This is a genomic window from Pseudarthrobacter sp. efr-133-R2A-89 (assembly GCF_030209315.1).
Taxonomy (GTDB): domain Bacteria; phylum Actinomycetota; class Actinomycetes; order Actinomycetales; family Micrococcaceae; genus Arthrobacter.
Genome location: NZ_JARVSE010000003.1, coordinates 203517 through 225321 on the forward strand (window position 1 = coordinate 203517; position 21805 = coordinate 225321).

Genomic DNA, 21805 nt, shown 5'->3' on the forward strand with positions numbered 1-21805 from the left:
GGGCTGGTGGATACCCCACCGAGTATTACAGATACCCCCGGGGGTAGTCAAAACACCCGTGGGGGTATAGGCTTGGGGGAGCACCCCACCGATGGAGAACCCCTTATGGAACTGAACCCAACCGAACTCACGCCCGTGATCAACCGCCTCAAGCGCGCCCAAGGCCAGCTCGCCGCCGTCACCCGGATGCTCGAGGAAGGCCGGGACTGCAAGGACGTCGTCACCCAGCTGGCCGCCGTCTCCAAGGCCCTTGACCGCGCCGGCTTCGCCATCATCGCCACCGGCCTGGAGCAGTGCATCACCCAAAAGGACGAAACCATGGACCGGAAAGAGCTGGAAAAGCTCTTCCTGTCCCTCGCCTGACCAGACCCGAACCGCAACTGACCGCCCGGCAACTTCGAGGAGCACCATGACCTACACGCTGGCCACCACCGTCGCCCTTCCCTGGGCCGAAGCGCTGGAACGCACCCGCGCGGCCCTAGCCGCGGAGGGCTTCGGGATCCTGACGGAAATCAACATCCGCTCCACCTTCCAAGCCAAGCTCGGCACCGACGCCGCAGACGCCGTCGGGGACTATGTCATCCTTGGCGCCTGCAATCCCTCCCTTGCCAGCCGAGCCCTCGCCGCCGAGCCGCAAATGGGCGCCCTGCTGCCGTGCAACGTGGTGGTGCGCCGCCAGGCCGGTGCGCAAGAGACCACAGTTGAGGCGATCGACCCGCAGGCCATGGTCCAGCTCAGCGACGCGCCTGCAGTCAAGGACGTGGCGGACGACGCCGGGACGCGGCTCCGGAAGGCCCTCGCCAGCCTGCGGTGAAGCAGGAGGATAGCCGCGCAGCTCAGGGGGTGATCGGTCCGGAGCCGGGCGTGGCTGCGCCGGATTCAAGGAGCACTGCACGGTGACGGCGCTCCAGCTGGACCACGTCCCGCCCGAAGGAAAACGCCAGCAGCGCCAGGGCCGCCACCGGAATGGACACCGCGGCCGCAGACGGGACGCCGGGAAGCAGTGGCAGGAGCAGCGCGAACGGCTGGAACGCCCCGATTGCCTTCCGTGATTGCCGTGGCGGCAGTGACCCGCGGAGGTGGGGCCGGAAGCCTCCGGCGGCCACGAAAACGTAGTACATGCCCCCGATCGCGAGCACCCACGGCCCCACCCGGGCAGTGGCCGCGACGGACAACGCAAGGACCAGCCCGGCGTCGGTAGCCGCATCAAAGCGGGCCCCCGCCGTGGAGGACAGCCCGGTCCGCCGGGCCACTGCCCCGTCCACCCCGTCCAGCGCGAAGGCCAGCCCGCCCAGGACCGGAATCAGCAGGTCCTCCCGCGGCCCCGTGAACAGTTGGGGGACCGCCATGGCGGCACACAGGGCGGCGAGGACGGCGCGCAGCAGCGTCACGCGGTCGGCCGGGGTGGAGAACCTGGGTGCCCGGCGCAGCACGGAAGCGGCCGCCGCGCCAGTGACCAGCGCTCCCGCGCCCAGGCCTGCCAGTTGCAGGGGAAATCCCGGAGCAGACAACGATGACAGCCACAGCGCCAACAAGCCGTAGGCGGCCAGGGCGGCCAGTGCGTCGGGGACGGCACGTCCGGACGCACCGCGAGGCCCTGCCGCCTCCGCCCGCACGCTGACGACGGCGGCGGCCCCGGGCCACCGGCGTGCCGCGGAATCCGGACGGGGAATCACGTGCCGGGACGCGTCGCGCGGCGCTTCACGACGGCGGAGCGCCGCTTCCCGGACGCCCGCACCAGTCCCACGGCGGCCAGGAGGGCCCCGGCTCCCTCGGCGACGGCGCTGAGGGTCTTCGAGAAGAACCAGACGGGATCGTACATGGCGGGGATCGGTCCGATGGCCGGGATATCAACGTAGCGATACAGCATCACGGCCGCGAAGGCGCTCAGTGCCACCAGCAGGGCCACAGCATAGGCTGCCCGGCTGCCGCGGAGCAGGACAAAGATTCCGGCCACAAGCGCTACCGCGGCCTCCAGCAGGAACAGGGTGCCCTGGCTGACGGTGCCCGGCTGGGCGTTCTGGTAGCCCGGGGCCAGGAACAGGTGTACGCCGGCATCAATGAACAACGCAAGGGCGGTCAATAGTCTTAGTGCCACGCTTATGTATACGCCCGAAGTTCCCTTCCGGTTCACCCCGCCCCCTTATAAATGCGGGTTGGATGCGGAATATTTAGGACCATCCGCAATCTTGCGCCCATAGCGGGCAGCGAAGCCTGCGGCCCTACGAGCAAGGAGAAATGACCATGACCCTTCCCCAGCAACTCACCCCGGGAACCTGGACCCTGGACATGTCACACAGCGAGATCGGCTTCAGCGTCCGGCATGCCGGGATCAGCAAGGTCCGGGGCCGCTTCACCGATGCCCAGGCCGAAGCCCGGGTGGGTGAGTCCCTGGCTGACTCCACCGTGCACGCCACCGTTGCCACGGCCAGCTTCGACTCAGGAGACGCCAACCGTGATGCGCACGTCCGGGGTGAGGACTTCTTCGACGTCGAGAAGTTTCCCGAGATGACGTTCCGCGGCACTGCCATCGAAGGTGACGGCGAGGAATACACCCTGACCGGCGACCTGACCATCAAGGGTGTCACCAAGCCCGTGGAGCTCGAGGTGGAGTTCACGGGTGTTGCCGTGGATCCCTTCGGCGCCACACGGGCAGGCTTCTCCGCGGAAGCCGAGATCAGCCGCAAGGAGTTCGGCCTGACCTGGAACGCCGCCCTGGAAGCCGGCGGCCTGCTGGTCAGCGACAAGGTGAAGATCAACCTCGAAGCCGCGCTCGTGAAGCAGGGCTGACACAGGGATCTGCCCGACGACCGGCCGGGGAGGCCACTGCGCCGGATGCGCAGGGCCGCCCCGGCCAGGCTTGTGGCGTCGTCAGGCGTCGGACTCCGTGTTCCGGAGCCGCCGCCGCACCAGCACCGCCCCGCCGGCCAAGCCGATGACCAGGACGGCGGCAGCCCCGCCGGCAATGATTACGCCTGCGGGCGTCCCGCCGGCACCGGCGGCAGCAGCAGCTGCGGACGGCGACGCACCGGAGTTTCCGGAGCCGGCCGTGAACGTGAAGGTTCCTTCGATGGGGTGGCCATCGGAGGAAGCCACTCGCCAGATCACCGTGTATTTGCCTGCCGGTGCACCGGCCTTCACGGCCTGGGTGACATGGTTGTCCACAATCGTGACGGCGCCGTCGGCCTGGTCCGTGCCGGTCCCATCCTGCACCTGGATCACCGAGCCGATGCCCATCGGCGTGCGGTCGAAGGTCAGTCCAATCCGGCTGGGAACCGCCGGAACGGACGATCCATTCGCAGGATCACTGGATTCGAGCACATCGTGCGCCTGCGCGGGTGCAGCCAGGACAACCGAACATGCGGCCACGGCCAGGACCAACACGCTGCGCCGGAACCAGCGGAGCAGATTCGCCAACATCCGGGCCCCTGCTACTTGGCTGCCGCGCGGGACCGGCGGCCGGCCAGCACCAGTGCCAGGGCGGCGGCGCCCAGGACAAACCCCGCAGCGCCGAGGACAACGCCCCAGATTGAGGTCGCATCGGAGGTGAGCACGATGGCATCCGAGGCGGCGGGAGCAGCTGAAGCGGCAGCCGGGGCCGGGGTGGTGTGCGCCGTGGTGCCGTCCTCGGCTGTGGTGGTGAAGGAGGGGGCCGGATGCTTGGGCTCGGGCTGCCCGTCAGCACTGCGCTCGTTCCAGTTCACCACCGTCCCGTCGCTGTAACTTTGGGCGGCCTCCAGTACCACCGTGGTCCCCTCGGCCGGGAGGCGGCCCACCGAGAGCGAAAACGCCTGGTACTGGTTCTGCCCCAACTGGTGGGCTTCGTCCGCGGTCCAGACCACCGAAGTTGGCGCCTTGGTGACCGTGGCGCCGGCCACCGTCACCGGCTTGGGCAGGTCACTGGTGATGACCTGCGCGGTCCAGCCTTCCACCGGTTTGACCGAGACAGAGGTGAACGGTGTGTCGGTGGGCAGCTTGACCTCAAGCTTGTTCGTCTTGGCGGTGGGGGACTCGTTGGGGACATTGAAGGTCAGGTGCGAGTAGCCGTTGGCGCCGGTGTCGCCCGGGTCCACGGAGACATGGGCTGACGCGGCGGCGGCGCCTGCGGCGAGCATTCCGGCGGCCGCGGTGATGGCGGCGAAGGCTTTGGCGGTGTGGCGGATGGAGGTGTTCATGATGTCGCTTTCACAAGGTATGGGTGCGCCGGGGCGGCCTGCGGCTGCGGCCGGGCGCGAGGGCATGGCTGACCGGGGCGCGCGCAATGGCAGCGGTCCAAGGGCATCGCCTTGGGCCCGGGCAGCATGGTGGGGTCAGGTGCCGCTCAGGAGGCGGCAGCGCGCGGCGGACCGCGGAGTGCGGGAAGCCGGAGGACCTCGGCGCGCAGCACCACAACTTGGCGGCGCGGAGCCGGAAGCTGCGGCCAGTCGGGAAGGAACGCCGCCGTCAGGATACGGATCAGCGGCCGCAGCCAGGCCGCGAGGGCCCAGACGGCCGCTTCGCCGCGGGCCAGCAGCAGGGCGGTGGACACGGTGGCCGCGGCGTGCAGGACCAGCATCAGCGGGTCCGTAGCGTGGAGGTGTTCCGGGGCCGCTGCCACTGCTGCCGCGGCAAGCGGTTCCCCCGGGTGGACGTGCGCGCCCGGAGCCGGAGTGAAGCCGGACGAAGCGGACAGGGTGCTGAAGGCCTCGTGGAGGACCAGCTGGCCGCCGATGAGCAGGCCGGCCATCACAGGGGAGTTGACCCGGATCCTGGCGAGCACCATGACGGGCAGCAGCACCAGGGCAAAGAGGCCGGCGACGATGGCGGGGTGGGGCATCACGCCGCGGGCCAACACGTGGGCTCCGGCAGCGAGGGCGAACATCGCTACCGTGAACGCGAAGGCGCGGGGGAAACGGAACGGCGCGCTCATGCCAATCGCCACCCCTTCTTCCACTGATTACCCGGTACCACTTTAGGGAAAACAGCACCTTGGCGCGTAATCGGCACCCGTGCCGCCCGGGTCGTGACGGCGCGCAGCCCTACAGCGGCTCGGGCCGCACTGTGACGTTGCCCAGCGAACGGATCAACGCGACGGCGGTAATGGACCCTGCCGCCATGATGGACGCCAGCACCACCACCTGGAACCGGCCGGCTTCCAGGGGCGAGGCGCCGCCAAAAATGGCGCCCACGAATGCGCCGGGAAGCGTGACCAGTCCGGTGGTCTTGGTCTGGTCCGTGGAGGGTATCAGCGCCGAATGCACCGCCTGCCGGGCCTGGATGAGGGTGGCCTGCCGGGGCGTCGCGCCCAGCGCCAGCCAGCCCTCCACCTGGTCCCACTGCTCCAGGACGGCCTCGACGAAGCGGCGGCCGGCCAGCGTGGCGATGGTCATGGAGTTGCCGATCACGATCCCGCCCACGGCCAGGGCGTAGCGCGGCGAAAATTCGATGGCCCCTGTGCCGAAGACGATGGCGACCGTCACCAAGATGCCGGCCGCCATGGTCGCGGCCACCACGGCGAACCGCCGCCAGGACCAGGAGAGCCGCCGCGTAGCCGTCACGGACGCCACGGAGAACATGACCAGCAGGGCCAGGCCAACCCATAGCGGGCTGGTGATGACCCCTCCCAGGACAAGGCTGATGACCGCCAGCTGCAGCACGCCGCGGAGGATGGCAAGGGCAGGGGAGAGGTACGACGGCGTCCGCGAGCCCCAGAGGATGCCCACCGTGAGTGCCGCCAGGATGGCGATGGCCGCCAGGGTGGGGGCCAGTGCGGCAAGGTCGGGCATCTGCCCAGCTTACTGACCCCGTGGCTTCCCGGGGCCATGCCCGCCCGAGGGCTGTCCCGGCGTCGGAATTAATTAAATGCTTGACGCACGAATATAGCCCGTGAATACTTTGGTGTGCCCCGACCTCCCTCCCAAAGGACTGATCGATGATGAACCTGTCCCGCCGCACATTGCTCACCACCGGCAGCGCCGCCACCCTCGCCTACGCCTTGGGCATGGCAGGCTCCGCCCAGGCCGCCACCGCCGTCACCGCCCGCCCGGGCATCCCCGTCACGGCCGCGCCGCCCTTGCGCCTGGCCAGCCGGAACAGCGTGTTCACCCGCAGCGGTGCTGGCCCCCGGTACTGGAACATCTACGGCTACTCCTTCCCGCACAACGCCCCGATCCCGGAAAACGAGTGGAAGGCCAACATCGACTGGCTGGCCGGAAACTTCGCCGGGTTCGGTTACGACATCGCATGCACCGACGGCTGGATCGAAGGCTCCAGCCGCACCACCGGCAACGGCTACATCACCAGCTACAACGATTCCTGGCAGCACGACTGGGCTTACTGGGCCACGTACCTGGCCGCGCGGAAGATGAAGCTGGGTGTCTACTACAACCCGCTCTGGGTGCACCGGGCCGCCGTCGAAGACGCTTCCAAGACCGTCCTGGGCCGGCCCGACGTCAAGATCGCGGACCTGGTGGTGCCCGGGGACTTCTTCGCCCGGGACATCGGCGGAAACCAGCTGTACTGGCTGGACGTGACCAAGTCCGGCGCCAAGGAATACGTCCAGGGCTACGTGCGCTACTTCAAGGACCTCGGCGTTCCCTACCTGCGGATCGACTTCCTCTCCTGGTACGAGGACGGAAGGGACGCGAACATCGGGCAGGTCAACGCCCCGCACGGCCGGGCCAACTACGAACTCGCCCTCTCCTGGATCAGCGAGGCCGCCGGCGAGGACATGGAAGTTTCGCTCGTGATGCCGCACATGTTCCAGGACGGTTCCGCAGAACTGGCCAACGGCGACCTGGTGCGGATCAATGCCGACGCCGACAAGGGCGGCTGGGACCGGCTGAGCGGGATGCGCCAGAACTGGCAGGACGCGTGGCCCAACTGGGCCAACCCGTTCTGCGGGTTCACCGGCTGGTCCCACCGCAACGGCAGGGGCCAGCTGATCCTTGACGGCGACTTCATGCGTGCCAGCACCTTTGCCAGCGACGAGGAACGCAAGACCATGATGAACCTGATGGTCGCGGCCGGATCACCCCTGGCCATCGCTGACACCTACCAGCAAATCGGCAACAACGCCTGGGTTTACACCAACAAGGAAGTCCTCCAGCTCAATGCCGACGGCCTGGTGGGCAAGCCCCTCTACCGGTCCGCCACCCCGTTCTCCAAGGACCCCGGCTCCCGCGACACCGAACGCTGGGCCGGGCAGCTTCCGGACGGTTCGTGGGGCGTTGCGCTCTTCAACCGCAGCGACACTGAAACGGTCACCAAGACCATCGACTTCGCAAAGGACCTCGGCCTGGCAACCGGCGGCAACGTCCGGGACCTCTGGGAGCACAGGAACCTGGGCATGGACTCCCGCGCCACGGCCGCGCTGGCCCCGCACGCCTCGGCCATCTTCCGCGTCACTCCGCCGAAGATGCACGGCACCACCCGGTACCCCGCGGCCTTCGCAGCCTGGGGAGGCGGGGCCGGCTTCAACAACAACCACCCCGGGTATGACGGCAACGGCTTCGTGGACGGACTCCAGGCGGGCTCCGGCAGCGCGGACCCGCTGGTCACGTTCGCGGTCCAGGTGCCGCACCGCGGCAGCTACGCCATCCGCTACCGGTATGCCAATGCCACCGGCGATACCAGCACCATGACGGTCACCGCCGAAAAGGCGGACCGTTCCACCGTGGACGGTCCGGTCCACGTCAGCTTCCCGGGCCTGGCCACCTGGGACACCTGGGGCGTGGCGGACGGCACCATCACGCTCGATGCCGGCCTGAACCTGGTCACCATCGGCAGGGGCGCCACGGACAAGGGAGCCATCAACCTGAACTGGATAGAGTTGGACATGTGAGCACACCGACGCAGGCCTTCGGGGTTCCCGCCCTCAGGGATCCGCACCGGGCCGGGCTGTTTTCCCTGGTGCTGCGGCACGCGCCGATCTCGCGGGTGGAGCTTGCCCGGCAGGCATCCCTGGACCCGTCCACCATCGCCCGGACACTCCGGCCGCTGGTTGACCAGGGATACGTGGTGGAGGCGCCCACCACGCCCAACGGACGCGGCCGGCCTGAGCGCCTGATCGAAGTCGTGGCCACAAAGCACACCGCGGTGGGCATCAAGATCGGTCCCAAGGTCATTTCCGGCGTCGTCACGGACCTGGGCGCAAACGTGCTGGCCCGCGGCGAGGAAGTGGGTGTTCCGCTGGCGCCTGCGGACACCTTCCGGGCCGTCGCCGCCTTGGTGGACCGGCTGCTCGACTCGGTGCCCGGCGCGCGGGAAAAGGCCTTGGGCGTGGGGGTGGCGGTCAGCGGACACGTGGATCCCGACGCCGGGACATGCCGCTTTTCCCCAATCCTTGGCTGGCGGGGGGTGGACGTGGCAACACCCCTGGCGGAACAGATCGCGCTGCCCGTCACCGTCCACAACGACGTCAACGCCCTGGCCGTCGCCGAGCACCTGTTCGGCGACGGCAGGAATGCCCGCAACTTCGCGGTGGTGACCTTGGGGCCCGGCATCGGACTGGGCCTCGTGTTCGACGGAAAGGTGTACGGCGGGGCCCAGGGAGCCGCCGGGGAACTGGGCCACATCCCGCTGGTTCCGGACGGCCCGCTGTGCAGCTGCGGCCGGCGGGGCTGCCTGGAAGCGCTCGCCGGCGACGCAGCGATCGCCGCCGCCGCCGGTACCGCGGATGTGGGCACGGCGATGCGGCTGGCCCGGGACGGCCAGGGCAGGCGGGCAGCCGCCGCCCGGGAAGCCTTTGACGCCGCAGGCGGCTGGATCGGGCGCGGCCTGGCGGTGGTGTGCAACCTTGCCGCCCCCGAACTGGTGGTCATCACCGGCGAAGGTTCCGCCGCCTACGACCTGCTGGCCGACCGGTTGGCGGCGTCCCTTCGGGAGTATGCGCTCGAGGGCGGCGACTTCCTGCCCCGGCTCAAGGTGGCGCCCGCCGACGCCGATCTCTGGGGCAAGGGCGCCGCCTGCCTGGCCATCCAGCGGTCCCTGCGCTGAACCACCCCGGTATTCCACGCCGGCGTGCGCCGGCAGCATTGCGGCGCGCGGGTCTTCCTACAGAATCGAGCAAAGATTGCCTTCACTGAACGTGCGGGCCGCCCTCCGGCAGCCTCCGCGGGACCGCAGCCTGGCGGAACACTGGATCCGGCCGTCCTGCTCCTCAACCTGGCGCTGCCCTGCCCTGAGGACGCGGGTCCCGTTGACGCGGACCATGCGGGTCCCGTTGACCCGGACGTTGCTCCCGGTCCCGACGGCGGCCGGCGGGACTTCCTGCGCGCGGCTTCTGCCTGGCGGACCGAACTGGAGTCCTTCAACTACGTCCACTGGGAGGACTCCCGGGACGACGCCCTGCTGCATTTCAGCCGGCCGTACGGGTGGCACTGCGTCGCCAACTTCGGCCGTTCGCCCGTGCCGGTGCCCGAGGGGATCGTGGTGATCAGCAGCGGCGCCCTCCAGGATGGGTACCTGCCGCCGGCCACGACCGTGTGGCTGCTCCGCTGGGTGGAATAGCCTGTACCTGCGGGCGGCCGGCAGCCCGGGGAGTTGGTCCGGGTGGCCGGAGGGGATAAGACTGTGAACATGGCACGGGGAACGCTTCGCATCTTCCTGGGCGCGGCAACGGGAGCCGGCACAACATACTCCATGCTGCGCGAGGCGCACCGCCTTGCGGCGTGCGGCCGGGACGTGGCCGTCGGCATCGCCGCGGACCACGGCAGGACCGAGACGGCGCACCTCCTCGATGGGCTCGACGCCGTTGCCCCGCGCCCGGTGCCCGGCGCCGGCGGAGCGGCGACCGCCGAGTTGGACGTGCCTGCAGTGCTGGCCCGGCACCCGGAGGTGGCCGTCGTCGACGACTATGCCCACGTCAACGCCCCGGGAAGCCGGAACGGGCGCCGCTGGCAGGACATCGAGGAACTCCTGGCGGCCGGGACGGACGTGCTGACCACCCTTACCGTCCAGCACGTCGCGTCGCTGCGGGACGCCGTCGCGGCCATCACGGACCAGCCGAGCGGTGAAACCGTGCCGGACGCCGTGGTGCGGCGGGCAGAGCACATCGAGCTGGTGGACATTCCGCCCGAGCTGCTGCGCCAGCGCGTCGCCGACGGAAAGGTGTTCGCCAAGGACGCTATAGATGCGGCCCTGGCGAACGAATTCCGCCTGGGCAACCTGATCGCATTGCGCGAAATCGCCCTGATCTGGCTCGCCGACCGCGTGGACGAAGGATTGGCGACCTACCGGAAAAGCCAGGGCATCACCGCCACCTGGCCCGCACGCGAACGGGTGGTGGTTGGCCTGGACGGCGGCCCGGACGGGGAACTGCTCATCCGGCGGGCATCCCGGATCCTGTCCAGGGTCCACGGCGGCGACCTGCTGGCCGTCCACGTGCGGCGGGGAGACGGCGGCACCGCCGAATCCGGCCACGCACTGGACGCCCAGCAGCGCCTGGTCACGGATCTCGGGGGGACCTGGCACACGGTCTCGGGGGAGGACGCGGCCCAATCGCTCCTGGAATTCGCCCGCAGCGTCAACGCCACGCAGATCGTCATCGGCGCCTCGACCGGAGGGCTGTGGAGCCGGCTGCTTGGTTCCGGAGCCGGGGCCAAGGTGGTGCGGGACTCCGGCGACATCGACGTGCACATCGTGTCCCGGCCGCACGGCGGCGCCGGCCTGCCCAGGCCCGCCACCGCAGCACTGGGCCGTACGCGCACCACTGTCGGGTTCATCCTCGCCGTCGTCCTTCCGATCATCCTGACCACAGCCCTGGCCGCCAGCCCGGACCTTAACCTCGCCACCCACGCGCTGGTGCACCTGACCGGGGTCATGGCGGTGGCCTTCATTGGCGGGCTGTGGCCGGCGGTGCTCGCGGCGGTCCTGGACTCGCTGCTGCTGAACTTCTTCGAGACAGACCCGGTGGGAACGTTCAACATCAAGGACCCGCAAAACGTGTTCGCGCTGGCGGTGTTCCTGGCGGCGGCGGTGGCAGTCTCCCTGATGGTTGGCCTGTCCGCCCGGCGGGCCCGGGAAGCCGCCCGGGCCCGCGCCGAGGCAGCTACACTGGCGGACCTGGCCCGCGACGCGTTGCTCGCCGATGACACCGTGGCCGCGTTCATGGACAAGGTCCGGGAAACCTTCCAGGTCCGCTCGGCAGGCCTGTTCACCGTGGCCGGTGACGGCAGCGGAGCGTGGGAACTCCAGGCCTTCTCGGGTGCCCTGCCGCCGCCGGCTCCGGACGCCGCGGCCTTGACGGACAGCGTGGAACTGGCCGACGACCGGACGGCGCTGGTCCTCTCCGGGCGGACCCTGACCGCCGGGGACCGCCTCCTCCTCGCAGCCCACGGCGCCCACCTCCTGCTGCTGCGCCAGCGCCAGGCCCTGCAGCGAAGGTTGCAAAGCACCACCAAACTTGCGGAGGGCAACAGCGTCCGCACGTCCATCCTGCGGGCCGTCAGCCACGACCTGCGCACTCCGCTGGCCGGGATCAAGCTCGCCGTCACCGCCCTGCGCCGCCAAAACCGCAGGCTGCCGGAAGAGGTGCAGGCCGAGATGCTCGCCACGATCGAGTCCTACACCGAGCGCCTGGACGCCCTGATCTCGAACCTCCTGGACATGTCCCGCATCTCCAGCGGCTCTGCGGCCCCGCTGACAGCGCCGGTCTCCTGGCGCGACGCGATCGAGGACGCGTTGCGCGGGCTCCCGGCAGGCCGGATCCGGGTTGACCTCGCACCCTCCATGCCCGCCGTGGACGCCGACCTGGGCATGCTGGAACGGGTCATCGCCAACATCGTGGAGAACGCGCTCAAATACGCGCCGGAGTCGGACGTGGTGATCGTGGGCGTTTCGGCCGGGACGCTGAGGACGGACGACGACGGCGGCGGGTTCGGCGAGTTGCGAATTGTCGATCACGGGCAGGGTGTGCCCGCTGCCGCGGCCGCCGCGATGTTCCAGCCGTTCCAGCGGCTTGATGATGCCCCGGAAGGGCTCGGCATCGGGCTTGGCCTGGCCGTCGCCAAGGGCTTTACGGAGGCCATGGGCGGCCGGCTGGTGGCCGAACCGACCCCCGGCGGCGGACTGACCATGATCATCAGGCTGCCGCTCTCCGCGGGGGCCGCCGCCCCGGACCGCCGCCGCCCGGCCGGGAGCACGCCATGAGGACCATCCTGATCGTCGATGACGAACCCCAGCTCCTGCGCGCCCTCCAGGTGAACCTTGAAGCTGAAGGCTACCGGGTGCTGACGGCGCTGGACGGTACGTCCGCCCTGCACCACGCGGAGGGCGGCCATCCGGATGTGATGGTCCTGGATCTCGGGCTGCCGGACATCAACGGCGTGGACGTCATCACCAGGGTGCGCCGGACCAGCAGCATGCCCATCATCGTGTTGTCCGCCCGGCACGGCTCCGTGGACAAGGTCCGGGCCCTGGACGCCGGCGCCGACGACTATGTGACCAAGCCGTTCGGCCTGGACGAACTCCTGGCGCGGCTGCGCGTGGCGGGGCGCCGGAGCGGAACCCCGGAAACGGTGGACAGTGGCCCGGCCATCGACGTGGGCGATTTCGAAGTGGACCTGGCCAACCGGAAAGTCACCCGTGCGGGAGACCCGGTCCGGCTCACGCCCCGCGAATGGGCCATCCTGGAACTGCTGGCCCGGAACCCCGGCCGGCTGATCACGCAGCAGCAGATGCTCCGGAAAGTCTGGGGCCCCGGCTACGAGAACGAAACCCACTACCTGCGCGTCTACATGGGCCAGCTGCGCCGCAAACTCGAGACCGACCCGGCCCGGCCCCGGCACCTCCTCACCGAGGCCGGCATGGGCTACCGCTTCGAACCGTGACCCGCCCCGCCAAGGGCCCTGACGGCGTCGTACATCACGCGTAAAGGAATCATTAAGAAAACCCCCTTTCCCACGCCAGCCAATTTTGCCGGTGCTAGCTTCGCAGTGATCGCGGTGCACAGGGCAGCGCGGAAAGGCAGTCATGACCACGTTAAGCAGGCCCCCGGCGGATCCTTCCGCGCTCCACCCGCATGGCAGGAAGGCGCTCAAGGACTGGCTGCTGTTTGGCCTGCAGGACAGCAAGGGCACCCACCAGGGCCCCGGCGGCGTTCCGACGCAGCACGAACGGAAGCACACGTGGTGGCAGGTCATGTGCCTGACCGGCGTGGACTACTTCTCCACCCTGGGGTACCAGCCGGCCATCGCCGCGCTGGCTGCCGGGGTCATCTCCCCGCTGGCCACCCTGGTGCTGGTGGCGGTGACCCTGCTGGGCGCGCTGCCGGTCTACCGCAGGGTTGCCGGTGAGAGCCCGCGCGGTGAAGGCTCCATCGCCATGCTTGAGCGGCTGCTGCCGCGCTGGGGCGGCAAGCTCCTGGTGCTGGTCCTGCTCGGCTTCGCCGCCACCGACTTCATGATCACCATGACCCTCTCGGCAGCCGACGCCACCGCGCACCTGATCGGCAACCCGGTTGCCCCCGGCTGGCTGCAAAACCAGAACGTCCCGGTCACGCTCTTCCTGCTCGCGCTGCTGGCGGCGGTGTTCCTGCGGGGATTCAAGGAGGCGATCGGCGTCGCCGTCGTCCTGGTAGTCCTCTACCTGGGCCTGAACGCCGTGGTTGTGGTGGCCACCCTGATGCAGGTGATCGCCCATCCTGCAGCCATGGGGGACTGGTGGACCAACCTGTGGGTTTCCCACGGCAATCCCCTGATGGCCGTGGCCATCGCGCTGCTGGTGTTCCCCAAGCTGGCGCTGGGCCTGTCCGGCTTCGAGACGGGCGTTGCCGTGATGCCGCAGGTCCGGGGCGCGGCGGACGATACCGAAGAGAACCCGGCGGGCCGCATCCGCGGTGCCCGGCGCATGCTCACCACCGCCGCGGCCATCATGAGCGTGTTCCTGCTGACCACCAGCTTCATTACCGTGGTCCTGATCCCGGAGCAGGAATTCCAGCCCGGCGGCCAGGCGAACGGGCGCGCCCTGGCGTTCCTTGCGCACGAATACCTGGGCGTCGGATTCGGCAGCGTCTATGACATCAGCACCATCGGCATCCTGTGGTTCGCCGGCGCCTCGGCCATGGCCGGCCTGCTGAACCTGGTTCCCCGGTACCTGCCGCGCTACGGCATGGCCCCCGGATGGGCCAAGGCGGTGCGCCCCCTGGTGCTCGTCTTCACCCTGATCGGCTTTGTGATCACCTTCATCTTCAACGCCGACGTCGACGCCCAGGGCGGCGCCTACGCCACCGGCGTCCTGGTGCTGATGACCTCCGCGGCCGTGGCCGTGACGTTGTCGGCGCGCCGCCGCGGGCAGCGGAACCTTACCTTCGGCTTTGGCGCCATCTCGGTGGTGTTCGCGTACACCACGGTGGCCAACATTTTCGAACGTCCCGAGGGCATCCGGATCGCGGCCATCTTCATCCTGGGCATCATCGTGATCTCCCTGCTGTCCAGGGTGCGGCGTTCCTTCGAACTCCACGCCACCCGGGTGCACCTGGACCAGCAGGCCCTGGAGTTCATGTCCAGCACCCTGGACGGGCCCATCGCCATCATTGCCCATGAGCCGCTCCGGCTGTCAGCGGAGGCGTACCGGGACAAGCTGGAATCTGCCATCGAGGTCAGCCACCTGCCGCTGGCGGGGGACGCCCTGTTCCTCGAAGTCATTGTGGACGACTCCTCCGACTTCGAAACGGAGCTCCACGTCCGCGGCGTGAACCGCCACGGCTACCACGTCCTGGAAGTCCACGGGCCGGTGGTTCCCAACACCATCGCCTCCGTGCTCCTGCACATCAGGGACGTGACCGGGCTGATGCCGCACATCTACTTCCGCTGGACCGAGGGAAACCCCATCACCAACCTGGTGCGGTTCCTGTTCCTGGGCGAAGGCGAGATCGCGCCGGTGACCCGTGAGGTCCTGCGCGAGGCCGTTCCGGATGTCACCCAGCGCCCATGGGTCCACGTGGGCTGACCGGCGGGTCCGCCGGTGTCCCGTCCGTGCGCTTCGGCGCTGCACCGGGGCGCTCCGGTGCAGCGTGCCCCGGTGCCGCCACGTGCGCCACCGTGGCCGCCACCCGGGCGGCGTCCGCCAGCGTCAGCGGGACGTTCGCGCGGAAGGCGGCCTCGGCGTCGTCCTCCCACACGCCGGCTGCCAGCACCACCACGTGCACCATGTCGCCGTAGGAATCGTTGCAGGCCAGGATGTCGCCGGGAACTTTGTGGGCGTGCAGGCCCGACGGCGGCCACGGCTGAAAGATGACCCACCATTCCTCGCCGTCCTGGTCGGGGAAAAGGTAGCCGCTGGCCGGCTGCAGGGCACGCCCGTTCAAGGCCCGTCCACCGTAGCCCTCCACGGCCTCGGCAGCCGCGGCGAACTTGACCCTCCCGCGGTCCTCCGGCGCCTCATCCCACCGCATCTGCGCTCCCTGCCTCCCATGCCGCCTATGCCTCCATCAAAGGACTGCACAGGCGCGGGTGGAGTGGCGGGGGCCATTTATTGACGGATTATTTACGCCCCGCCCCGGCCGCCGCCAGGCCGGCGGGACCGGGCCGTTCAACCATAATGGGACCCATGGACAGCCCCGTGACCATCCGCCCCATGCGCCCCGACGATTGGGACGCCGTGCACGCGATCTACGCCGCCGGCATCGCCACGGGGGAGGCGACCTTCGAGAGCGAACCCCCCCACCTGGGAAGCGTTCGACGCCGGCCGGTTACCTGAGCACCGGCTCATCGCCGAGGACGCGGGCCGGGTCCTGGGCTGGGCCGCCGTGTCCCGGGTTTCCTCCCGGGAGGTGTACCGGGGCCTCGTGGAGCATTCCATCTACGTGGCGCCGCGGACGCAGGGCCGGGGCGTGGGCCGGATCCTGCTCGGAGCCCTGATCGATTCCACCGAGGCCGCGGGCATCTGGACCATCCAGTCCAGCATCTTCCCGGAAAACACCGCCAGCCTGGTCCTGCACCAGCGTCTCGGGTTCCGCGTGGTGGGGACCCGGGAGCGGATAGCCCGGATCAGCACCGGGCCCAAAGCCGGGCACTGGCAGGACACGCTGCTCCTGGAACGCCGCAGCACCGTGGCCGGGACGGAATAGCTCCTGGTTTGCCAGAGTCCAAGGACCCTGTTTGGGCGTGCGGCCCAGGCCTAGCGTCAATGGACACGCTTACCCGAGGACAGTACGGAGCCCATCATGCAGTTCCCCGCAGCCGGCCGCCGCACCGCGGCCGCTTTCGCCGCCGTCACCGCCCTTATCCTCTCAGGTGCGTCTACGCCGGCTTTTGCCGCCCAGGACCCCGTCAAGTACGTCAACCTCGGAGACTCCTTCTCAGCCGGCTGGGGGTCGCTGGCGCCAACTGCCGCCGTGAATCCGGCGTTCGGCAGCCCGGCCTGCCTGCACGGCGGTCCTGACGACGTGGCGCTGTTCGACCAGCTGCAATCGGTGGCCCTCACCGGCGACTATGCGTGTGCAGGCGCGACTGTCGGAGCAACAACTTCAGGTATTCCCACTATCGCCCAGCAGGCGGCGAAGGCGTCCCTTGATGGTGCGCTCAACAGCACCACAGGACTCGTTACCCTGACCGCCGGCGGCAACGACGTCAACTTCGGCCAGATCATCGGAGCGTGTGCTGCAGACACATCGCCACAGGCCACCGGGTGCCAGGCGGCCACAGCCTATGGAGTCCAGCTTGCAAACGGGGTCGACGTCGCCGGGACGGTCGGAACAATCCGCGGGTACGCGGCCAATGCCAAGATCGCCTGGCTCGGCTACCCCCGGCTCTTTGCGACGGCCGGAGAATCCACCACAGTCATCGCCGGCGGCGGTGTCATGTCAGCAGCGGCCGCAGCAGTGTTCGACAAGGGCACGGACCAGCTCAACGCCGCCCTCGCGGCCAAGGCACGGAACGCCGGCGCCCAGTTCGTGGACGTCGCCCCCAAATTCAACGGCCACGAAATCGGTTCCTCCGCCTCTTGGTTCAACCTGGGCCAGTACACGCAGTTCAACTTCCACCCCACCGCCGACGGATATTCCCAAGGCTACTACCCGGCCATGGTCAGTTCGATCAAGCCTGCCCAGCTGGTGAGGGGCTGACCCTTCCCGAGGCAGGACCCTGGAACGCCGCAGCACCGTGGCCGGGACCGGATAGCTCCTACCGCGAGGGCAGGGTCAGGATCTCGGCGCCGTTGTCCGTGATGGCGATGGTGTGCTCCGTGTGGGCCGTCCGGCAGCCGGTGGCGCTGCGGAGGGTCCAGCCGTCGTCGTCCGTGACCAGTTCCGCCGTGTCCGCCATGATCCATGGCTCCAGCGCCAACAACAGTCCCGGCCGCAGCTTGAAGCCGCGGCCGGGCCGGCCCATGTTGGGCACGTGCGGGTCCTGGTGCATGGTGGAGCCGATGCCGTGGCCGCCGAACTGGGTGTTGATGGGGTACCCGGCGTCCGTGAGGACGCGGCCGATCGCGTAGGAGATGTCGCCGATCTTGGCGTTCGGCCCGGCGGCGGCGATGCCGGCGGCAAGCGCCTTCTCTGTGGCCTCGATCATCGCCACGCTCTCCGCCGGCCGTGCTTCGCCCACGATGAAGCTGATGGCGGCGTCCGCTGCCACCCCGTCCTTGACGACGGCGAGGTCAAGGGTCAGCAGGTCGCCGTCGGCCAGGGCGTAGTCGTGGGGCAGCCCGTGCAGCACGGCGTCGTTGACCCCGGTGCAGATGTAGTGGCCGAACGGGCCGCGCCCGAAGGACGGCGCATAGTCCACGTAGCAGGATTCGGCCCCGGCCGCGGCGATCATCTCCTTGGTCCACTGGTCGATGTCCAGCAGGTTGGTGCCCACCGTGGCGCGGCTTTTCATGGCCTGCAGGATGTCAGCCACCAGGGCACCGGTGACGCGTGCGCGGGCCACTTCGGCGGGGTTGAGGATCTCGATCATGGGGCGCCCTTCATCTGCGGCCGGCTAGCTCTAGGGGCCATCCTATTTGTCCGGTCGCCGCGGGCTGCAAGGGGACGGCCCGGGCCTGCGGGATTATTGCGGCGATTGCCAAAGACATTGATGAGTGTAAATATTTACGTATGTCTATGTCTTTGGAGCTGACCCCGGTCCAGGCCGCAGCCTGCTGCGCCCCGCTGGCGCGCCAGCCGCTGTCCGAGTCCGAGGCCGAAGGGATCGCGCCGCTGCTGAAGGCATTGGCGGATCCCGTCCGGCTCCGGCTGATGTCCATGGTGGCCTCGCACCAGGGCGGCGAGGCCTGCGTCTGCGACCTCAACGATGCCTTCGACCTCTCCCAACCCACCATCAGCCACCACCTGAAGATCCTGCACGAGGCAGGCCTGCTGGACCGGGAAAAGCGCGGTGTCTGGGTCTACTACCGGGCCCGCACCGAGGCCCTGAAGAACCTGGCAGCCCTGATTGGCGGGCAGGCCGCGTGACCGTCCTGGTCCGCCGGGCGGCGGCGGAATTCATCGGTACGGCGTTCCTAGTGATGGCGGTGGTGGGCTCGGGCGTGATGGCCTCCAGGCTGTCACCGGACGACGTCGGCCTGCAGCTTTTGCAGAACAGCCTCGCCACGGGTGCCGCGCTGGTGGCGCTGATCGTGGCACTGCAGCCCGTGTCGGCGTCGTTCAATCCCGTGGTGACCCTGGTGGAACGGGCGCTGGGGATGGTCGACACCCCCACCGCGGCAGGCCTGGTCACGGGCCAGGTGCTCGGCGGCCTGGCCGGCACGGTGGCCGCGAACCTCATGTTTGGGCTGGACGCCGTCACCTGGTCCACGCACCAGCGCAGCGGCGCCCCGCTCTGGCTGGGCGAGGTCATCGCCACGCTGGGCCTGCTGCTGGTCATCTTCGGAACGGTCCGGTCCGGCCGGGCAGACCGGGTGGCGTTCGCCGTGGGCGGGTACATCACCGCCGCGTACTGGTTCACCAGCTCCACCAGTTTCGCCAACCCAGCGGTGACCATCGCCCGCACGGTCACGGACACCTTTGCCGGCATCGCACCGTCGTCGGCCCCTGCCTTCATCCTGGCGCAGCTCCTTGGCGGCGCCGCCGGATGCGTCCTGGTCCGCTTCCTCTACCCCTCCCTCACCGCCGCTTCCACCGCTCCGGCGGCCGACCGAAAGGTGCTCTCATGAGCCACAAACCCTCAGTCCTGTTCGTCTGCGTCCACAACGCCGGCCGCTCCCAGATGGCCGCCGCGTACCTGACCACCCTCTCCCAGGGCGCCATCGAGGTCCGCTCCGCCGGGTCGCAGCCGGCGGAGAAGGTCAATCCCGCCGCCGTCCAGGCCATGGCCGAGGTTGGCATCGACATGTCAGCCGAGATCCCCAAGGTCCTCACCACGGAAGCGGTCAAGGACTCGGACGTGGTGATCACCATGGGCTGCGGCGACGAATGCCCCTACTTCCCGGGCAAGCGCTACGAAGACTGGGTCCTGGAGGATCCGGCGGGCAAGGGCGTGGATTCGGTCCGGCCCATCCGCGACGAGATCAAGACCCGCGTGGAGGCCCTCATCGCTTCCCTGACCCCGGCGCAGGGCTGACCGGTGGGCAGCCCGGCCTCCGTTGAGTCGCTGCCCGTGGCCGTGATCGGCGCCGGGCCCGTGGGCCTCGCCGCGGCCGCCCACCTGCTCGAACGCGGGCTGGAACCCCTTGTCCTGGAAGCCGGCCCCACCGTGGGTTCGGCCATCCGGAAATGGGGGCACATCAGGTTGTTCTCCACCTGGAAATACAACCTGGACCCGGCCTCGGTGCGGCTGCTCGAACGAAGTGGCTGGGAAGCGCCCCGGCCCACCGCGCTGCCCTACGGCTCCCAGGTCGTCTCCGACTACCTGGAACCCCTGGCTGCCACACCGGAATTGAAGGGGCGGATCAGGACCGGCGCCCGCGTTCTGGCCGTGACCCGGCAGGGCATGGACAAGGGCCGCAGCCAGGGCCGGGACGAGGCGCCGTTCCTGCTGCGGATTGAGCACGACGGCGGAGAGGTCACCGAGCTCCTGGCGCGCGCCGTCATCGACGCTTCCGGAACCTGGACCACGCCGGCGCCGCTGGGATCCTCCGGGTTGCCGGCCCTGGGCGAGCCGGAGGCCCGTGCCGCCGGGCTGGTCACCGCGCCGCTGCCCGACGTCACCGCCGGCGGGTTCGCCGGGCGCCGCACCTTGGTGGCCGGCGCCGGACATTCCGCGGCGAACATGGTGCTTGACCTCGCCCGCGTGGCCCGCGCCAACCCCGGAACCGAAGTCCTGTGGGCCATCCGCGGTGCCTCTCCGGCCCGCGCCTACGGCGGCGGGAACGCCGACGAGCTGCCTGCCCGCGGCCAGCTGGGCACCCGGCTCCGCACCGCCGTCGACACCGGAGCCGTCCAGCTCCTTACGGACTTCCACACGGCATCCCTCGAAACCCGCGGCAAGACGCTCACCGTGCACGCCGCGGACGGCCGGAGCGTGACCGTGGACCGGGTGATTCCCGCTACCGGGTTCCGCCCTGACCTGTCCATCCTGTCGGAACTCCGGCTGGACCTGGACCCGGCGGTGGAGGCACCCAAGGCTTTGGGCCCACTGATCGATCCGGACTTCCACAGCTGCGGCACCGTCCCCGCCCACGGCGCCAGGATCCTCGCCCAGCCGGAAAAGGACTTCTACCTTGCCGGGATGAAATCGTACGGGCGGGCGCCCACGTTCCTCATGGCCACCGGCTATGAGCAGGTCCGGTCCCTCGCGGCAGCGCTGGCAGGGGACACCCAGGCGGCGGACGCCGTGGAACTCGAGCTGCCGGAAACCGGGGTTTGCTCCACCAGCCTCCCGGAGGACGCTGCCGCCGGGGAGGCGTGCTGTGGCAGCCCGGTGCCGGTGACGATCGGCTTCGCCACTGGCGTCGAGCACGGCCGCATCAGCGACTCCGCGCGCGTATAAACGGGCCCGGCTTGCCACGAGGCGACGCGGCCGTTCACTGGTGACCCGCACCCTCAACCCCCAACTGGCTCGCAGTTGTTGTCGTTTTGACGCTCCAAAACGACAACAACTGCGAGCTGGTTGGCTCAGCCGGTGATGTCTGTGCTGGTGCTCAGCTCCTGCCACTGGTCCAGTTCGGCCCGCTGGGCGTCCGCCACCATGCCGAACGCGCCGAAGGCGTCCGTGCCCAGGACCAGCAGGCCCGGCGGGGTGGGGGATTCGACGACGGCGATGATCGCCCGGGCGGCCTTGTCCGGATCGCCGGGCTGGTTGCCGTGGCTCGTGTCGCTTTCCTTGCGGCGTTTGCCGGCGGTCTCGGCGTAGTCGCCGATAGGCGTCGCGGACTGGGTGAGCGAGCGGCCCGCGAAATCGGTGCGGAAGCCGCCGGGTTCGATCGCGGTGACGTTGATGCCCAGCGGCTTCAGCTCGTTGCGGAGCGAGCCGGACATGCCCTCCAGCGCCGCCTTGGTGGCCGCATAATAGCCGGAGCCGGCAGGGGTGATCCGGGCGCCGATGGAGGAGATGTTCAGGATGGACCCGCCCTTGTTGGCGCGCATGCCCGGCAACACCGCCTTGATCATGTCCACCGCACCGAAGAAGTTGGTGTCGAACAGTTGGCGGATATCGGCGTCGTCGGCTTCCTCCACAGCGGCGCGGTAGCCGTAGCCGGCGTTGTTGACCAGCACGTCGATGCTGCCGAACTTTTCCTCCGCCGCCTTGACCGCCGCGCTGATCTGCGCCTTGTCCGTGACGTCCAGGGGAAGTGACAGCGCGGTGTCCGGGAAGCCGGCGGTGATGTCCTGTACGGCGTCAACGTTCCGGGCGGTGACGACGGCGTTGTGCCCGGACGCGAGCACGGCCTCGGCGAGTGCCCGGCCCAGTCCGGTGGAGCAGCCTGTGATGAGCCATGTTGCCAT

At 69.4% G+C, this 21805-nt stretch carries 23 protein-coding genes and 1 pseudogene; 15 read left to right on the top strand and 9 right to left on the bottom strand.

What is annotated here, in order from left to right; translation table 11 throughout:
* Positions 1–105 precede the first annotated feature (105 nt).
* Both QRM95_RS07150 and QRM95_RS07155 read left to right on the top strand, forming a co-directional pair.
* The gene (locus QRM95_RS07150; RefSeq protein ID WP_109045264.1) at positions 106–363 is read left to right on the top strand and encodes a metal-sensitive transcriptional regulator; all 258 of its coding nucleotides are present in this window, start codon (positions 106–108) and stop codon (positions 361–363) included.
* Positions 364–409: 46 nt separating this feature from the next.
* The gene (locus QRM95_RS07155) at positions 410–814 is read left to right on the top strand and encodes a DUF302 domain-containing protein (RefSeq protein ID WP_285247107.1); all 405 of its coding nucleotides are present in this window, start codon (positions 410–412) and stop codon (positions 812–814) included.
* A 22-nt stretch (positions 815–836) separates the two neighbouring features.
* Here QRM95_RS07155 and QRM95_RS07160 read toward each other — a convergent pair whose 3' ends face one another.
* Both QRM95_RS07160 and QRM95_RS07165 read right to left on the bottom strand, forming a co-directional pair.
* Positions 837–1676: a CDP-alcohol phosphatidyltransferase family protein gene (locus QRM95_RS07160; protein WP_285247108.1), complete on the bottom strand. Its 840-nt coding sequence runs from the start codon at positions 1674–1676 to the stop codon at positions 837–839.
* Positions 1673–2098 (bottom strand): hypothetical protein, encoded by a 426-nt coding sequence (locus QRM95_RS07165; protein ID WP_285247109.1) that lies wholly within the window; start codon positions 2096–2098, stop codon positions 1673–1675. The genes QRM95_RS07160 and QRM95_RS07165 overlap by 4 nt, the downstream gene beginning before the upstream one ends.
* 146 nt (positions 2099–2244) lie before the next feature.
* On the opposite strand from QRM95_RS07165, the gene QRM95_RS07170 reads away from it, so the two are divergent.
* Positions 2245–2790 (top strand): YceI family protein, encoded by a 546-nt coding sequence (locus tag QRM95_RS07170; protein ID WP_285247202.1) that lies wholly within the window; start codon positions 2245–2247, stop codon positions 2788–2790.
* Between the two features lie 81 nt (positions 2791–2871).
* Here the strand turns inward: QRM95_RS07170 and QRM95_RS07175 are convergent, their stop codons facing one another.
* The 4 genes from QRM95_RS07175 to QRM95_RS07190 form a co-directional block, all read right to left on the bottom strand.
* Positions 2872–3420, bottom strand: coding sequence for a copper resistance CopC family protein (locus QRM95_RS07175; RefSeq protein ID WP_285247110.1), 549 nt, complete (start codon positions 3418–3420; stop codon positions 2872–2874).
* A gap of 11 nt (positions 3421–3431) precedes the next feature.
* Entirely contained in the window at positions 3432–4175 is a 744-nt protein-coding gene (locus QRM95_RS07180; RefSeq protein WP_285247111.1) for a YcnI family copper-binding membrane protein, read from the bottom strand.
* A 146-nt stretch (positions 4176–4321) separates the two neighbouring features.
* Positions 4322–4909 carry a hypothetical protein gene (locus QRM95_RS07185; RefSeq protein ID WP_285247112.1) on the bottom strand — a complete coding sequence of 196 codons (588 nt, stop codon included), beginning with the start codon at positions 4907–4909 and terminating at the stop codon, positions 4322–4324.
* Between the two features lie 109 nt (positions 4910–5018).
* A complete protein-coding gene (locus QRM95_RS07190; RefSeq protein ID WP_285247113.1) occupies positions 5019–5765 on the bottom strand; it encodes an ABC transporter permease in 747 nt (248 codons plus the stop codon).
* 146 nt (positions 5766–5911) lie between these two features.
* On the opposite strand from QRM95_RS07190, the gene QRM95_RS07195 reads away from it, so the two are divergent.
* From QRM95_RS07195 to QRM95_RS07220, 6 genes are all read left to right on the top strand, one after another.
* A complete protein-coding gene (locus QRM95_RS07195; RefSeq protein WP_285247114.1) occupies positions 5912–7822 on the top strand; it encodes a hypothetical protein in 1911 nt (636 codons plus the stop codon).
* Entirely contained in the window at positions 7819–8976 is a 1158-nt protein-coding gene (locus QRM95_RS07200; protein WP_285247115.1) for an ROK family transcriptional regulator, read from the top strand. Before QRM95_RS07195 ends, QRM95_RS07200 begins: the two co-directional genes overlap by 4 nt.
* 24 nt (positions 8977–9000) lie before the next feature.
* Complete coding sequence (locus QRM95_RS07205) at positions 9001–9489, top strand: hypothetical protein (RefSeq protein WP_285247116.1); 489 nt, start codon at positions 9001–9003, stop codon at positions 9487–9489.
* Between the two features lie 69 nt (positions 9490–9558).
* The gene (locus QRM95_RS07210) at positions 9559–12129 is read left to right on the top strand and encodes a DUF4118 domain-containing protein (protein WP_285247117.1); all 2571 of its coding nucleotides are present in this window, start codon (positions 9559–9561) and stop codon (positions 12127–12129) included.
* Positions 12126–12809 carry a response regulator gene (locus QRM95_RS07215; protein WP_285247118.1) on the top strand — a complete coding sequence of 228 codons (684 nt, stop codon included), beginning with the start codon at positions 12126–12128 and terminating at the stop codon, positions 12807–12809. The genes QRM95_RS07210 and QRM95_RS07215 overlap by 4 nt, the downstream gene beginning before the upstream one ends.
* 142 nt (positions 12810–12951) lie before the next feature.
* Positions 12952–14928 carry an APC family permease gene (locus tag QRM95_RS07220; RefSeq protein ID WP_285247119.1) on the top strand — a complete coding sequence of 659 codons (1977 nt, stop codon included), beginning with the start codon at positions 12952–12954 and terminating at the stop codon, positions 14926–14928.
* On the opposite strand, the gene QRM95_RS07225 is transcribed toward QRM95_RS07220, so the two are convergent.
* Positions 14897–15373 (bottom strand): hypothetical protein, encoded by a 477-nt coding sequence (locus QRM95_RS07225; RefSeq protein WP_285247120.1) that lies wholly within the window; start codon positions 15371–15373, stop codon positions 14897–14899. The two genes, QRM95_RS07220 and QRM95_RS07225, sit on opposite strands and share 32 nt — an antisense overlap.
* 155 nt (positions 15374–15528) lie before the next feature.
* Here QRM95_RS07225 and QRM95_RS07230 point away from each other — a divergent pair.
* Together QRM95_RS07230 and QRM95_RS07235 are read left to right on the top strand one after the other, a co-directional pair.
* A pseudogene (locus tag QRM95_RS07230) lies at positions 15529–16048 on the top strand (GNAT family N-acetyltransferase).
* Between the two features lie 96 nt (positions 16049–16144).
* The gene (locus QRM95_RS07235) at positions 16145–17044 is read left to right on the top strand and encodes a GDSL-type esterase/lipase family protein (RefSeq protein ID WP_285247121.1); all 900 of its coding nucleotides are present in this window, start codon (positions 16145–16147) and stop codon (positions 17042–17044) included.
* Between the two features lie 58 nt (positions 17045–17102).
* Here the strand turns inward: QRM95_RS07235 and map are convergent, their stop codons facing one another.
* A complete protein-coding gene (gene map / locus QRM95_RS07240) occupies positions 17103–17876 on the bottom strand; it encodes a type I methionyl aminopeptidase (protein WP_285247122.1) in 774 nt (257 codons plus the stop codon).
* Between the two features lie 146 nt (positions 17877–18022).
* On the opposite strand from map, the gene QRM95_RS07245 reads away from it, so the two are divergent.
* From QRM95_RS07245 to QRM95_RS07260, 4 genes are read left to right on the top strand one after another with little or no spacing between them, the layout of a single operon-like run.
* On the top strand, positions 18023–18373 hold the full coding sequence (locus QRM95_RS07245; protein ID WP_285247203.1) for an ArsR/SmtB family transcription factor: 351 nt from the start codon (positions 18023–18025) through the stop codon (positions 18371–18373).
* The gene (locus tag QRM95_RS07250) at positions 18370–19074 is read left to right on the top strand and encodes an aquaporin (RefSeq protein WP_285247123.1); all 705 of its coding nucleotides are present in this window, start codon (positions 18370–18372) and stop codon (positions 19072–19074) included. The genes QRM95_RS07245 and QRM95_RS07250 overlap by 4 nt, the downstream gene beginning before the upstream one ends.
* Positions 19071–19481, top strand: coding sequence for an arsenate reductase ArsC (locus tag QRM95_RS07255; protein ID WP_285247124.1), 411 nt, complete (start codon positions 19071–19073; stop codon positions 19479–19481). Before QRM95_RS07250 ends, QRM95_RS07255 begins: the two co-directional genes overlap by 4 nt.
* 3 nt (positions 19482–19484) lie before the next feature.
* On the top strand, positions 19485–20849 hold the full coding sequence (locus tag QRM95_RS07260; protein WP_285247125.1) for an FAD-dependent oxidoreductase: 1365 nt from the start codon (positions 19485–19487) through the stop codon (positions 20847–20849).
* Positions 20850–20974: 125 nt separating this feature from the next.
* On the opposite strand, the gene QRM95_RS07265 is transcribed toward QRM95_RS07260, so the two are convergent.
* Positions 20975–21805, bottom strand: a complete 831-nt coding sequence (locus tag QRM95_RS07265) for an oxidoreductase (protein WP_285247126.1) — start codon at positions 21803–21805, stop codon at positions 20975–20977.

Excerpts from the sequence above, each read along its gene's own strand:
- QRM95_RS07150 (WP_109045264.1), top strand. The coding sequence starts at position 106 with ATGGAACTGAACCCAACCGAACTCACGCCCGTGATCAACCGCCTCAAG.
- QRM95_RS07155 (WP_285247107.1), top strand. The coding sequence starts at position 410 with ATGACCTACACGCTGGCCACCACCGTCGCCCTTCCCTGGGCCGAAGCG.
- QRM95_RS07170 (WP_285247202.1), top strand. The coding sequence starts at position 2,245 with ATGACCCTTCCCCAGCAACTCACCCCGGGAACCTGGACCCTGGACATG.
- QRM95_RS07175 (WP_285247110.1), bottom strand. The coding sequence starts at position 3,420 with ATGTTGGCGAATCTGCTCCGCTGGTTCCGGCGCAGCGTGTTGGTCCTG.
- QRM95_RS07180 (WP_285247111.1), bottom strand. The coding sequence starts at position 4,175 with ATGAACACCTCCATCCGCCACACCGCCAAAGCCTTCGCCGCCATCACC.
- QRM95_RS07185 (WP_285247112.1), bottom strand. The coding sequence starts at position 4,909 with ATGAGCGCGCCGTTCCGTTTCCCCCGCGCCTTCGCGTTCACGGTAGCG.
- QRM95_RS07190 (WP_285247113.1), bottom strand. The coding sequence starts at position 5,765 with ATGCCCGACCTTGCCGCACTGGCCCCCACCCTGGCGGCCATCGCCATC.
- QRM95_RS07195 (WP_285247114.1), top strand. The coding sequence starts at position 5,912 with ATGATGAACCTGTCCCGCCGCACATTGCTCACCACCGGCAGCGCCGCC.
- QRM95_RS07210 (WP_285247117.1), top strand. The coding sequence starts at position 9,559 with ATGGCACGGGGAACGCTTCGCATCTTCCTGGGCGCGGCAACGGGAGCC.
- QRM95_RS07215 (WP_285247118.1), top strand. The coding sequence starts at position 12,126 with ATGAGGACCATCCTGATCGTCGATGACGAACCCCAGCTCCTGCGCGCC.
- QRM95_RS07220 (WP_285247119.1), top strand. The coding sequence starts at position 12,952 with ATGACCACGTTAAGCAGGCCCCCGGCGGATCCTTCCGCGCTCCACCCG.
- QRM95_RS07225 (WP_285247120.1), bottom strand. The coding sequence starts at position 15,373 with ATGCGGTGGGATGAGGCGCCGGAGGACCGCGGGAGGGTCAAGTTCGCC.
- QRM95_RS07235 (WP_285247121.1), top strand. The coding sequence starts at position 16,145 with ATGCAGTTCCCCGCAGCCGGCCGCCGCACCGCGGCCGCTTTCGCCGCC.
- map (WP_285247122.1), bottom strand. The coding sequence starts at position 17,876 with ATGATCGAGATCCTCAACCCCGCCGAAGTGGCCCGCGCACGCGTCACC.
- QRM95_RS07245 (WP_285247203.1), top strand. The coding sequence starts at position 18,023 with ATGTCTTTGGAGCTGACCCCGGTCCAGGCCGCAGCCTGCTGCGCCCCG.
- QRM95_RS07255 (WP_285247124.1), top strand. The coding sequence starts at position 19,071 with ATGAGCCACAAACCCTCAGTCCTGTTCGTCTGCGTCCACAACGCCGGC.
- QRM95_RS07265 (WP_285247126.1), bottom strand. The coding sequence starts at position 21,805 with ATGGCAACATGGCTCATCACAGGCTGCTCCACCGGACTGGGCCGGGCA.